The organism is Sulfitobacter sp. 1A13353 (genome assembly GCF_043557255.1).
In the GTDB taxonomy this organism is placed as follows: Bacteria; Pseudomonadota; Alphaproteobacteria; order Rhodobacterales; family Rhodobacteraceae; genus Sulfitobacter; species Sulfitobacter faviae.
The window spans coordinates 1-11,406 of the sequence record NZ_JBIFFS010000018.1 but is presented as its reverse complement, the minus strand read 5'-3'; the positions used below and the strand labels follow the sequence as shown (position 1 = coordinate 11,406).

The following is an 11,406-nucleotide window of genomic DNA, read 5'->3' as shown; positions in this document are numbered from 1 at the left end:
TCCTACGGCGCCTCATGAAGGGCGCGGACGCCACCAAAAGCGCTACCAGAAGTTACACCTCTCCCTGGGACATGACCTTTGTGGGAGCGATGTTCAAGGCCGGACGCGATTTCGCGTCTGGCCGCACCGTAGGAGCGCAGCTTGTCCGTGACGATCCGTTTGGGCAGGCCAAACCGCTTGATCAGGGCTTTCAAAAGACGCTTTGCGGCACGCTTGTCGCGCTTAGATTGCAGAATTTCCTCCAGGACGATCCCCTCTTGATCAACCGCGCGCCAGAGCCAGAATTTCCGCCCGGAAATCGTCACCACAGTTTCGTCGAGATGCCAAACGTCTCCCGGAGGCGCCTGCCGCCGGCGCAAGTTTCGGGTGATCTGCGGGGCGAATTTCGCCACCCAACGCCGGATCGTTTCGTAGGAAACATCAATGCCACGCTTCAGCAGCATTTCCTCGACTTCGCGCAGGGATAGGTTGAACCGGACGTACAGCCAAACCGCGTGCGCGATGATCTCTGGTGGAAAACGGTGGCGCATGTAGCTGACGATCATGCTCATTCGCCGCAACTACGCAAAATCTCCAACGCTTCCAACAGGTTCGACTTAATGTGACAATGCCCGCCGATCTGATGTCGCGCACTGGTTCGATGATTGTCACGATCAAACGGCTGAACGTGAAGCACGGCCGCGGGCTGCGGCGGGTCTCGCGCGATGCGGTGACCTATGTGGGCAGCTTCCTCGCCAACACACGGCTGCTCGATCCGCGCTACCATCCCGGCGAAGGCATGACGACGGGCCGTGGTATCCGCCCCCGGCACCTCGCCCTGATCGTTGGTGGTGCGGCAGTGGCCTGGCTCGCTTGGCGCAAATGGGGCGGGCGTGACCGGTAGTCGTTAGGCCCAGGCTTGGTACGGGTCGGGCAGGGGGATGGCGTCTAGCAAATCTCGCGTATAGGCCGCCTGCGGGTCTGCAAATAGCGCCGCTGTCGGTCCCTGCTCAACAATCTCGCCGCGGTAAAGGACGAGCGTCCGGTCGCAGAGCCGTCGGATCACCGACATGTCGTGGCTGATAAAAGCTAAGGTGAGCCCCAGTTCCCGAACCAGTTCCTGTAGAAGGTTCAGCACCTGCGCCTGTGACGAGACATCCAACCCCGAAACGATCTCATCCGCGAGCATGAACTCAGGACGCAGTGCAATCGCCCGTGCGATCCCCACGCGCTGCCTTTGACCACCGGAGAGTTCATGCGGATAGCGATTGGCAAAGCTGAGCGGCAAGCCGACCATATCCAGCGCTTCGAGTACTTTGGCCGCGATGCCTTCATGCCCCTGCACATGCAGCGGTCCTGCGATGATGCCCCCAACCCTGCGGCGCGGGTTGAGCGAAGACATCGGGTCTTGAAAGATCATCTGCATCTGCGCGCGCATGGGACGCAGGTCGTCCTCAGCCAGATGGGTGATGTCCTGCCCATTGAAGGTGATGCTGCCGCCGGTCGGTTCCAAGAGCCGCAGCATTGCCCGGCCGAGCGTCGATTTGCCCGATCCGGACCCACCGACGATCCCGAGCACCGCGCCCTTTGGCACGTCGAAGGTCAGTTCGCGCAGAATCTCAATTCTTGGAGCCGCCCCTAAGAGAGGTTTACGCGTCATGTCAGGCAGCGAAAGTTGGAGGTCTTTGACTTGATACATCATGACGCGGCCCTCCGGTCGTGGTCCTGCACTTCGCGTTCCACTTGCTCGATCACCGATTGCGGCACCGGGGTCAGCGCGCCTTCGGGGTCTTCATAGCTGGGAGTGGCGGCTAAGAGGGCCCGAGAATAGGGGTGAATGGGCCGGGTAAAAAACCGCCGCATCCGGGCGTCCTCGACCACTTTGCCTGCATAGAGCACGCTGAGCGTGTCGCAGACTTTGGAGACCACGCCGAGGTCATGGGTCACGAACAAAAGCGCCGTGGCGTGGCGCGCTTGCATGTCTGCGATCAGACGCAGGATCTGCTTTTGAACCGTCACGTCGAGCGCAGTTGTCGGCTCATCGGCGATGATAAGCTTCGGCTCTGCTGAAAAGGCAGCGGCAATCAGGATGCGCTGGCGCATGCCGCCCGACAGTTCATGGGGGTAACTGCGCATGACGCGGGCGGGGTCGGGGATTTGGACCTCTTCTAACAGGTGCAATGCGCGGGCCTCGGCATCTCTGCGCGACCAACCTAGAATATCAACCAGCCGCCGAGTAATCTGTGGCCCGATGCGGCGCGTTGGGTTCAGCGCGGTCAGCGGGTCTTGAGGGATCAGCGCCGCGGAGGCCCCGATACGTTTTCTGCGCTCGGAGGCAGAGAGGCTCAACAGATCGACACCGTCGAGCCAAATCTCACCGCGGGTCACTTGCAGCGCACGTGGGAGGGTGCCCAGCACCGCCTTGCCGATCATCGACTTGCCCGCGCCGCTTTCGCCCACCAGCCCATGCACCTGCCCCGCCGCCACATCGAGCGAGACGCGGCGTAGAATGGGTATGCCGCCCTTAAGCGTCACACAAAGGTTGCGGATTTGCAGATAAGCACTCATCGCAGCACCGGATCGAAGCGGTCTTTCAACCCTTCGCCTAATTGCGAGAAGCTGAGCACCGTCAGGAATAGGGTGATCAGCGGAAAGACCAACACCCACCAAGCCTGATGGACCGAGGTGCGGCCTTCGGAAATCATGCCGCCCCATGTCGGGCTGTCGGTCGAGATCGACAGGTTCACGAAGCTCAGGATCGCCTCGACAATCACCGCGATCCCCATTTCCAAGGTCAGCAGAGCGACGACGGTGGGCAGCACATTCGGCAAGATCTCGGCCAACATCGTGCCCATGCGTTTGCGCCCCGCGACTTGGGCCGAGGCGACATAGTCCATCGCTCCTTGGGTAATTGCCTCGGCCCGGATCACGCGGGCGAAACGGGTCCAGTCGATCACCACGATCGCGATGATGATGGAGGTGAGGCCGGTGCCCAGCACGGCGATTAAAAGGATCGCAAAGAGCACCGGCGGGAAGGCCATCCAGATATCGACAAAGCGGCTGATGATGCGGTCCGGCCAGCCCCGGTAGTAGCCCGCGATCAGGCCAAGCGCAGTGCCTATTATGCAGGTTAGTGTACCTGCCACCAGCGCCACGATCAGCGCAAGACGCGCGCCATGGATGATCCGGCTGAGTACATCGCGTCCCAGTGAGTCTGACCCTAGCCAAAACCCCGGCTCGGCGCCGCTTTCCCAGAATGGCGGAAGGCGGGAGGTGAAGAGGTCTTGGGCCAGTGGGTCTTGCGGGGCGATCCACGGAGCCAGTAGTGCGGCCAGTGCCAGAAGCAACAGCCAACCGCCCGAGAGCCAGAGGCGCAGCCCGAGGGGGCGTTTGATGTCTCCGCGGGCGTCACGCATGGCGAAGCCTCGGGTTCAGCACGACATAGAGCATATCGACAGCGAGGTTCACGAGGGTAAAGATCAGCGCAAAGAGGATCACGATGCCTTGGATCAGCGGCAGATCGCGGTTGATCACCGCGTCAATCGCCATATTGCCCAAGCCTTCGTAGCTGAACAGACGCTCGATGATGACGGTGCCGCCGATGAGGAAGGTGAACTGCACACCGACCAAGGTCAGCGTTGGCAAAATGGCATTGGGTAGCGCGTCGCGGGTGATGACATGGGTCTCAGCGTAGCCATGAGTGCGCGACAAGGTGACGTAATCAAGGTGCATGGTTTCTTTCAGGCTTTGCTTGAGCAGCTGCGCGATGATCGCCGAGAGCGGGATCGCCAGCGCCAGTGCGGGCATGAACATATGGCCGATCAGATCGCCCAAGACGTCAAACCGCAGGCGCAGCAGGGCTTCGAACAGGTAGAAATTCGTGGTGAAATCGATGTCGAGCGCGGGCGAAATGCGCCCCGAAATGTGGAACACCGGCCATAGCACGCCAAAGAGCAGGATCAGTACCAACCCCCAGAGGAAATCGGGGATCGACAGGGCCATGCCAGCGGAGATGTCGATGGCCCCCTCGGCGCGGCTATCGCGCCGCAGCGTGCCCATCAGCGCCAGCGTGCCGCCGATGGCAACAGCGATCAGCAGCGCCATGATGCTCAGCTCCAGTGTGGCGGGCAGACGGTTCAGAACAAGGCTGCTGACCGGCTGGCGCAGCGAGATGGAGGTGCCGAAGTCACCCTGCAGGACGCCACCGAGCCAAATCACGAACTGCCCAAAGATCGATTTGTCGAACCCGTATTGCGCTTGCAGCCGGGCGATATCGGCCTCCGTTGCGCCGGGGGGCAGCATCATGGCAATCGGGTTGCCGGGGACCACGCGGATCACCACAAAGACGATCATGGCCACGCCAAAGAGCGTGATGGCGGTGCTGAGAAGCCGCATCAATATGCTGCGCAATAGGGTCATTTTGCCTCGGGAATTTGGTGTGACGGGGCAGCCTTTGCCGCCCCGTCAGATGTTGCGTTACGCGCGTGTCATCAGATGCGGCAGCAGCGCGCCGGAGCGGTGCGGCACGACTTTGATGCCCGAGACATGCAGGATCGGCTGCACATATTGCAGCAGCGGGATCACCTCGGCGTTCTCGGCGATGTGGCGGTCGACGGCCTTCCAGCCCTCGATGCGCTTGGCCTCGTCCTTCTCGCCCCAAAGCGGCAGGATCATGTTGAAGGTGTCTTCGCCGTCCCAGACCGAATGCGGCGAGGGGCCGAACATGGCGAAGCCGGTCGAGGTTGTCGGGTCGCCCACCGAGTTGCCCCAGTTGTAGAAGGCAGCAGGTGCCAGCGTGTCCGCGGCGCGCAGCTCGTAGTGTTTGGCAATCTCATAGACCTCGATCTCGGCCTCGATCCCGACCTTGCGCCAGAGCCCGACGATGGCCTGCACCATCTCGTAGTCCTTGGGCTTGAAACCCTTGGTGGTCTGGATTTTGAACTTCACCGGGTTGTCCGTGCTAAAGCCGGACTCGGCCAGCAGTGCCTTGGCCTTTTCCATATCGTGGCCCACGGTGATCGTCTCATCATAGGCGGCGTAATCCGGGGTTTGCAGCGTGTCGATCGGCACGCCGTAGCCCGAGAGCAGCCGGTCGATGATCAGCTTTTTGTCGATCGCCAGCGCGGCGGCTTTGCGGACGTTGGGGTCAGTCATCGCCTCAATGTCGTTGAGGAAGATCATGCCGATGTCCGAGATCGGCTCCGCCACGCCTTCGATGCCGTCTTTGGCTTTCAGACGGTCGAACTCCTCATAGGGGACTTCGAGCGTGACATGGCTGTTGCCCGATTCCATCTCGGCCACACGGCTGGCCGCGTCGGTCACGAATTTGATCGTCACGGATTTAAACGCGGGTGCGCCGCCCCAGTAGTTCTCATTGGCCTTTAGCCGCACAAAGGCGTTGCGCTCGAACTTTTCGACCATGTAGGGGCCGGTGCCGATGGGCGCGGCTTCAAAACCGTCTGCGCCGACTTCCTCGTAGTATTTCTTGGGCATGACATAGCCGGTGAGGAAGGACATCCACTTAAAAAACGTGGGCTCGTATTCCTTGACGTCGGCGGTGACGCGGTTGCCCTCGGCGCTGATGTTCTCGACCTTGCCCCAGATGAACTGGATCGGGTTGCCCGTTTCGGCATTGGCGGCGCGTTGCAGGGACCAAGCCACGTCTTCAGCTGTAAAAGGATAGCCGTTGTGCCAAGTGACCCCGTCGCGGACCTCCATCCAGATTTGGGTCTCGTCCTCGTTCCAGCCGTAATCGGTGATCAGGCCTTGGCCGAAAGACAGATCGGGGTTTTGCGGGATATAGAGGTCAAAGACCGACTGGTAAAAACCTTGGATCGTCGGGTTCACCGCCGAGGGGCCAACGGTCGGGTCCCAGCTGGGCAGGTTGACGTTGTAGGCAATGACCAATTCGTCGATCTCTTGAGCAATGCTGGGCAGGGCCACGGTGGCAAAGGCGGCCGCCGCGGCGCTGGTCTTGAGTAGGCTGCGTCTGGATAGTTTCATTTGTTCTCTCCCTGAGACTTGTTGTTTTTTAGGTTCTTGTTTTTATTTTCCGGCGAGTTTTCTGGCTAGCAGGGTGCCGGGCCCTGCGCCTGTGCCCCCACCGGGCCAAACGGCGGCACCGGTGTGGTAAAGCCCTTTGATCGGCGTGCTGCCATCGGCATAGCCGCGCGCAGGGCGGCTCATGAAATGTTGGTGCAGATGGTGGCTGCCGCAGACCTGATCGCCGCCGACGAGGTTGGGGTTGTCGGCCTCCAGCATCGCGGGGGTGACCACATGGCGGTCAATGATCCGCGCGCTTGTGCCGGGGGCGTAGCGCTCTAGGATATCGAGCGCGCGGTCGGCCATGGGCGCGGCGGCGGTCTCCCAGTCGGTCGCAGCAATCTTGCCCTTGGCATCGCCTTTGATCTGTCCCGGCACCATGCGCACCTGAAGCCAAAGCACATGCTTGCCCTCCGGCGCGCGGCTGGGGTCCACCACAGTGGGCTGGCCGCAAACGATCACCGGTTCATCCGGCAGCATTCCGGCCTTGGCTTGCGCATAGGTCTGCGCCATTTGGTCCATCAAGGGGGCCAGATGCACATAGGCAAAGCGTTTCAGCTCGGCGGCGGGCCAGTTTGGCAGATCGTCCATCGCCAGATGGATCATCATCGTACCCGGCGCGTGCTGGAACGTCTTCATCGCCTTATCGTGACGCGCATCGCCGCTGCCGCCTGTCAGCCGGAGCAAAGGAGAGGGGGCAACATTGGCAATGACGGCTTTGTCGGCGCCAATGAAACGCCCGTCTGCCAGCGTGATCCCGGTGGCGCGACCGCCTGCTTTTTCAATGCCCGTAACCTCTGCGTTGCAGGTGACAGAGCCGCCGCGCGCCTCGATCATCGCGACCATGGCACGGGTCATCGCATCCGCGCCGCCTTGGCCCAGCACCATGCCAAAAGCCTGCGCGGCCATGGCTTCGAGATAGGGGAAGAGCGCGCCGCCCGCGATGTCGGGGGCGAAGTCCAGATGCATCCCCCAAGCGGCCAAGGTCGCTTTGACCCGGTCGTCTTCAAAGGTCTGATCCAGCCAAGCGCGGGGCGACATCAATAAGAACTGCGCCAGATCAAGGCTGCCACCCCGCCCGCGTTTGCGCAGCGTGGACCAGCCTAGTTTGGCGAATGAAGAGGCGCGCATCGGGCTGCCTAGTAGGGCAAAGATCGTTTCAGCCTTGCCCGGGAAATCGTCACTCAGCCGATCCCATACCTCGGCATCGGTTTGGCTGAACCCCGCAATCCGTGCGCGGTTCAAAGCGCGGTCACTTGAGATGCCAAGCCAACGCCCATCGGGGAACAGGCTGGCGAAAGGGTTCGACGTGGGCGCAAAGCCTAGCCCGTGCCGCGCCAGTTCCTCACCATGCTCCGCGTGAAAAGCAGAGCCTGCGAAAAGCGACAGGTTCATCGCCGCCCAGTCGTGGCGGAACCCCGGCTGCGTGTAGTCGCCAGACTTCACCGCCCCGCCCGGTTCAGCCGCTTGCTCGTAGACCGCCACGCTCCAGCCCCGCGCCGCCAAGTGGCAGGCGCAAGCGAGGCTATTGTGCCCCGCGCCGATGATGACGGCATCAACATTAGATGTCATTGCCCTAGTCTCCCTGAGTAAGATAATTGCAAACGCATATTTTTTTGTCTAGCTTTGTTTCAAAATATTGAGAACTCTGGAAATAATAGCGGAAGGATTAAGCATGTCGGACGTCGATCATCTCATCATCGGGTCGGGCATAAATGCGCTGGTCGCCGCTGCAATGCTGGCCCGAAAGGGTGACAGCGTGCTGGTGGTCGAGCGCGAAGACCGCATTGGCGGCTGCATGATGACCGAGGAGATCACGCTGCCCGGTTTTCATCACGACGTGATGGCTGCGACCTTTGTGCTGTTCCTGACCGGCCCGGCGCATGAAGCCCTGGGCGCGGACCTGGCCGAACATGGATTAGAGTTCTGTCACAGCCCCCACCCGACTGCGGCGCTGCGACTGAACGGACAGGCGCTGCGGTTAGAGATGGACCGCGCCGCGAATGTCGCGGCTTTCAACAAACGCGCGCCGGGGGACGGGGACCAGCACGCGGCTGATGTGGGGGCGATTGAGGCGGATGCTGAATTCCTTTTTGCGCTCTTGGGGCAGCCGCTTTGGTCGCGGCAGTCGGCTTGGCTTTTGGCGAAACAGGCATGGAAGCGCGGGCTCGGGCCGCTTAAGGCTTGGTTCGGTGAGGCTTTGGAGCCGGGGCGGGCGTGGCTTGAAACACGCTATGAAAGCGAGGACGTTCCAGCTCTTTGGGCGCCTTGGGTGCTGCATGTTGGGCTGACCCCGGAGGCAAGCTATGGCGGGCAGATGAGCCGTGTCATTGCATTTGCGCTAGAGGCCGCGGGCGCGCCGGTGGTCAAGGGGGGTGCGGGGCAGATGGCCGCGGCGTTCGAGCGGCTGATCACGGCCAAAGGTGGCGAGGTTCGCACCGGGGTCGAGGCGCAACGCGTGCTTGTCGAGAATGGGACCGCGATGGGGATCGAGACTGCAGCGGGCGAGACGATCCGCGCCAAAAATATCATCGCCTCGGTAGCGCCCGGGCAGCTCTACGAAGGGTTGTTGAAAGAACAGCCACGCCCGCAGACCCGGCGCGAATTCCGGCACGGACGCGGGAATTTTCAGCTGCATTATGCGCTTGATGCCGCCCCTGAATGGGTGGCCGACGGGTTGGACGACGTCGCGCTGATCCACCTTGCTGACGGGGTCGATGCGGTTTCCCGGTCCTGTAACGAGGCTGAGCGTGGTCTGTTGCCTGCCGTGCCCACCATCTGTGTCGGCCAGCCGCATCGCCTTGATCCCAGCCGTTGTCCTGAAGGCAAGGCTGTGCTTTGGCTGCAAATCCCTGATGCGCCGCGGGTGATCAAAGGCGATGCGGCGGCTGAAATTGAAACCACAGCCGATTGGACAGAGGCCACACGCGAGGCTTTTGCCGACCGGGTGGAAGACATTCTGCGCCAGAGCATTCGTAACTTTGACGCCATCAAACTTGCACGCCGCGCCTATTCGCCCGCAGATTTGGCGGGGCTAAACGTCAACCTCGTCGGCGGTGATCCCTATGGAGGGGCCTGCACCCTGGACCAGTTCTTCCTTTGGCGGCCCTTCGCAGATCAGAACAACTACGCCACGCCAATCAAAGGTCTGCACCATATCGGGGCCTCGACCCATCCCGGTCCGGGCTTGGGTGGTGGTTCTGGTCTTAACCTCGCACGTCAGTTGGGCGGTTGAGGTAGCCACCTAAAACTCCCCTTTCAGGTCAGATAGTTGACCGTTAGGTTGCGAACAAAGAACAGGTGGGGGCAGGGATGGCAGAGCTTAACAAAGCAGATATTTCCGAGGCACGTGCGGCGATCAATGGCACGTTAATCGAGACACCGACGCTTCCAATGCAGTCCGGCCGCTGGAAGGCCATTCTGCCCGATCTAGCCAGTGGGACGATCAAACTGGAGCTATTTCAGCAAGCAGAATCGTTCAAAGCGCGCGGAGCGTACTTGGGGTCAGCGGGCTGACCGAAGCAGAGAAAGCAAACGGCGTCGTCGCGGCGAGCGGGGGGAACCACGCGATAGCGGTGGCTTGGGCGGCGCAGAAGCTGGGCGTTTCGGCCAAGATCACCATACCCAAAGCCGCCGATCCGCTTCGCATCGAAGGTTGCCAGGCGAGCGGGGCGGAAGTGGTGCTCTGCGAAGATATCGTCGAAGCTTTTGCTGTGATGGAGGACAGCGCCGCGCGCGAAGGCCGTGTGATGATGCACCCGTTTGAGGGCTGTCATATGACACTTGGCAGTGCGACCTGCGGCGCTGAGTTCGTGGCTGCGCATCCCGAGATCGACCTCTTCGTCGTTCCTGTGGGCGGGGGCGGGTTAATCAGCGGCATGGCCGCGGCAATCAAACTGGCGAAGCCGGACGCAACTGTGATCGGTGTGGAAACTTTCGGGGCTGATAGCATGTACCGCGGCTTCGCTACTGGTGCTCCGGTGCGGCTGGAAACCATTTCGACCATCGCAGACAGCCTCGCTTCCCCGCTTGCGATGCCCTACTCCTTTGAAGTGGCGCAGCGCTATGTCGATGAGATTGTACGCGTCGAAGATGACGCCCTGCTCACGGCGATGCGCAGCTATCAAGATATCCTGCGGCTCACGGCCGAACCAGCCTGCGCTGCCGCATTGGCGGCTCTTTGTGGCCCGTTGCGCAAGCGCGCGGAGGGGCGTCATGTAGGGATTATCGCTTGCGGGTCCAACATCAGTTTGTCACGGTATCACGCTTTGTTGGATGGCTAAGCTTGCCCTATGGCAAAGTTTGCCATAGATTATGAGAGATAAGGAGAACCCCATGGGCACCATGAACATTTCCCTCCCGGACCCAATGAAAAACTGGGTAGAGCAGCAATCTCGCACCGGTCGCTATGCGAATACCAGCGACTATATGCGGGACCTGATCCGGCGTGATCGCGCACGGCAGGAAGCGATTGCCGAGATACAGGCCACTGTTGATGTGGGACTGGAAAGTGGTGAAGCCACGTCCGTCGACCCTGCTGCATTCAAGGCTCAGATGCGCGCGGAACATGGGGGCTGAAGGCGGTTGGCAACTTCGCCCCGCTGCCCGGTCTGACCTTGCTGATATTTGGCGCTACGGAGCGACCACTTGGGGCGCGGATCAGGCAGACCGCTATGCCGACGGGCTGTTTGCCGTCTTTGACCTGCTTGCCGCTTTTCCCGAAATGGCGCGGCTGCGTGACGCCTTTGATCCCCCGGTCCGGATACATGCGACGCGGGCGCATCTGGTGATCTACCGCGAGGCCGCGTCGGGAGTGGAAATCATCCGCATCCTGCATTCCGCACGGAACTTGACCGACTTCATCGCCGAGACTTAGGCGGCGATCTTCCTTTGGCAGACCTCCTTACATTCCGGCGATAACCTTATCCAAGGTCGCAGGATAGTCACGTACCCGAACGCCGGTCGCGTTAAATATAGCATTGGTAATCGCTGCTGCTGCACCGCAGATACCCAACTCGCCAATGCCCTTGGCCTGCATCGGGTTGGCCCAATCGTCGCGTTCCTCCAACAGTTCCACCGTGAGCTGCGGCACGTCAGCGTTCACCGCGATATGGTACTCGGCGAGGTTGTGGTTCGCCACATGCCCGTCGCGCGGATCAAAGGCCAGCTCTTCGGTCAGAGCCATGCCGATGCCAAAGGTCATCCCGCCAAGGCATTGCGACCGCGCTGTCTTGGCGTTCAGAATACGACCCGCGGCAAAGCTGCCGTGCATCCGCCGGACCCGTGTTTCACCAGACGCCCTGTATACCATAATTCATATTATACGTTTCGCGTATGTAGCCGGGTGGATTCACAAACGAAGTGCAAATTCTGTACGAATACAGA

At 61.1% G+C, this 11,406-nt stretch carries 12 protein-coding genes and 2 pseudogenes; 6 read left to right on the top strand and 8 right to left on the bottom strand.

Going from position 1 to position 11,406, the window contains the following annotated elements; translation table 11 throughout:
- Nucleotides 1-59 precede the first annotated feature (59 nt).
- A pseudogene (locus ACGYLO_RS21980) lies at nucleotides 60-551 on the bottom strand (IS6 family transposase); the annotation flags it as partial.
- 50 nt (nucleotides 552-601) lie between these two features.
- Between ACGYLO_RS21980 and ACGYLO_RS21975 the strand changes: the two are divergent.
- Nucleotides 602-883 (top strand): hypothetical protein, encoded by a 282-nt coding sequence (locus ACGYLO_RS21975; protein WP_276154760.1) that lies wholly within the window; start codon nucleotides 602-604, stop codon nucleotides 881-883.
- Nucleotides 884-886: 3 nt separating this feature from the next.
- Here the strand turns inward: ACGYLO_RS21975 and ACGYLO_RS21970 are convergent, their stop codons facing one another.
- From ACGYLO_RS21970 to ACGYLO_RS21945, 6 genes are read right to left on the bottom strand one after another with little or no spacing between them, the layout of a single operon-like run.
- A complete protein-coding gene (locus ACGYLO_RS21970; protein WP_394377448.1) occupies nucleotides 887-1,681 on the bottom strand; it encodes an ATP-binding cassette domain-containing protein in 795 nt (264 codons plus the stop codon).
- Nucleotides 1,678-2,547: an ABC transporter ATP-binding protein gene (locus tag ACGYLO_RS21965; protein ID WP_276154762.1), complete on the bottom strand. Its 870-nt coding sequence runs from the start codon at nucleotides 2,545-2,547 to the stop codon at nucleotides 1,678-1,680. The genes ACGYLO_RS21970 and ACGYLO_RS21965 overlap by 4 nt, the downstream gene beginning before the upstream one ends.
- Complete coding sequence (locus ACGYLO_RS21960; RefSeq protein ID WP_276154763.1) at nucleotides 2,544-3,395, bottom strand: ABC transporter permease; 852 nt, start codon at nucleotides 3,393-3,395, stop codon at nucleotides 2,544-2,546. Before ACGYLO_RS21960 ends, ACGYLO_RS21965 begins: the two co-directional genes overlap by 4 nt.
- Entirely contained in the window at nucleotides 3,388-4,398 is a 1,011-nt protein-coding gene (locus ACGYLO_RS21955) for an ABC transporter permease (RefSeq protein ID WP_394377447.1), read from the bottom strand. The genes ACGYLO_RS21960 and ACGYLO_RS21955 overlap by 8 nt, the downstream gene beginning before the upstream one ends.
- Nucleotides 4,399-4,455: 57 nt before the next feature.
- Nucleotides 4,456-5,982: an ABC transporter substrate-binding protein gene (locus ACGYLO_RS21950; RefSeq protein ID WP_394377446.1), complete on the bottom strand. Its 1,527-nt coding sequence runs from the start codon at nucleotides 5,980-5,982 to the stop codon at nucleotides 4,456-4,458.
- A 42-nt stretch (nucleotides 5,983-6,024) separates the two neighbouring features.
- Nucleotides 6,025-7,593 (bottom strand): phytoene desaturase family protein, encoded by a 1,569-nt coding sequence (locus ACGYLO_RS21945; protein ID WP_394377445.1) that lies wholly within the window; start codon nucleotides 7,591-7,593, stop codon nucleotides 6,025-6,027.
- A gap of 103 nt (nucleotides 7,594-7,696) precedes the next feature.
- On the opposite strand from ACGYLO_RS21945, the gene ACGYLO_RS21940 reads away from it, so the two are divergent.
- The 5 genes from ACGYLO_RS21940 (at nucleotide 7,697) to ACGYLO_RS21920 (ending at nucleotide 10,897) form a co-directional block, all read left to right on the top strand.
- Entirely contained in the window at nucleotides 7,697-9,256 is a 1,560-nt protein-coding gene (locus tag ACGYLO_RS21940) for a phytoene desaturase family protein (RefSeq protein ID WP_394377444.1), read from the top strand.
- 77 nt (nucleotides 9,257-9,333) lie between these two features.
- A complete protein-coding gene (locus ACGYLO_RS21935; RefSeq protein ID WP_394377443.1) occupies nucleotides 9,334-9,537 on the top strand; it encodes a hypothetical protein in 204 nt (67 codons plus the stop codon).
- On the top strand, nucleotides 9,480-10,304 hold the full coding sequence (locus ACGYLO_RS21930; protein WP_394377449.1) for a threonine/serine dehydratase: 825 nt from the start codon (nucleotides 9,480-9,482) through the stop codon (nucleotides 10,302-10,304). The genes ACGYLO_RS21935 and ACGYLO_RS21930 overlap by 58 nt, the downstream gene beginning before the upstream one ends.
- Nucleotides 10,305-10,356: 52 nt before the next feature.
- On the top strand, nucleotides 10,357-10,599 hold the full coding sequence (locus ACGYLO_RS21925; RefSeq protein WP_394377442.1) for a type II toxin-antitoxin system ParD family antitoxin: 243 nt from the start codon (nucleotides 10,357-10,359) through the stop codon (nucleotides 10,597-10,599).
- Nucleotides 10,589-10,897 carry a type II toxin-antitoxin system RelE/ParE family toxin gene (locus ACGYLO_RS21920; protein WP_276154770.1) on the top strand — a complete coding sequence of 103 codons (309 nt, stop codon included), beginning with the start codon at nucleotides 10,589-10,591 and terminating at the stop codon, nucleotides 10,895-10,897. Before ACGYLO_RS21925 ends, ACGYLO_RS21920 begins: the two co-directional genes overlap by 11 nt.
- Nucleotides 10,898-10,924: 27 nt before the next feature.
- Here ACGYLO_RS21920 and ACGYLO_RS21915 read toward each other — a convergent pair.
- Nucleotides 10,925-11,335, bottom strand: a pseudogene (locus ACGYLO_RS21915) (molybdopterin cofactor-binding domain-containing protein); the annotation flags it as partial.
- Nucleotides 11,336-11,406: the final 71 nt, after the last annotated feature.

What these genes read in the sequence shown, in the direction of transcription:
- ACGYLO_RS21970 (WP_394377448.1), bottom strand. Translation starts at nt 1,681, where the DNA reads ATGATGTATCAAGTCAAAGACCTCCAACTTTCGCTGCCTGACATGACG.
- ACGYLO_RS21965 (WP_276154762.1), bottom strand. Translation starts at nt 2,547, where the DNA reads ATGAGTGCTTATCTGCAAATCCGCAACCTTTGTGTGACGCTTAAGGGC.
- ACGYLO_RS21960 (WP_276154763.1), bottom strand. Translation starts at nt 3,395, where the DNA reads ATGCGTGACGCCCGCGGAGACATCAAACGCCCCCTCGGGCTGCGCCTC.
- ACGYLO_RS21955 (WP_394377447.1), bottom strand. Translation starts at nt 4,398, where the DNA reads ATGACCCTATTGCGCAGCATATTGATGCGGCTTCTCAGCACCGCCATC.
- ACGYLO_RS21950 (WP_394377446.1), bottom strand. Translation starts at nt 5,982, where the DNA reads ATGAAACTATCCAGACGCAGCCTACTCAAGACCAGCGCCGCGGCGGCC.
- ACGYLO_RS21945 (WP_394377445.1), bottom strand. Translation starts at nt 7,593, where the DNA reads ATGACATCTAATGTTGATGCCGTCATCATCGGCGCGGGGCACAATAGC.
- ACGYLO_RS21940 (WP_394377444.1), top strand. Translation starts at nt 7,697, where the DNA reads ATGTCGGACGTCGATCATCTCATCATCGGGTCGGGCATAAATGCGCTG.
- ACGYLO_RS21935 (WP_394377443.1), top strand. Translation starts at nt 9,334, where the DNA reads ATGGCAGAGCTTAACAAAGCAGATATTTCCGAGGCACGTGCGGCGATC.
- ACGYLO_RS21925 (WP_394377442.1), top strand. Translation starts at nt 10,357, where the DNA reads ATGGGCACCATGAACATTTCCCTCCCGGACCCAATGAAAAACTGGGTA.
- ACGYLO_RS21920 (WP_276154770.1), top strand. Translation starts at nt 10,589, where the DNA reads ATGGGGGCTGAAGGCGGTTGGCAACTTCGCCCCGCTGCCCGGTCTGAC.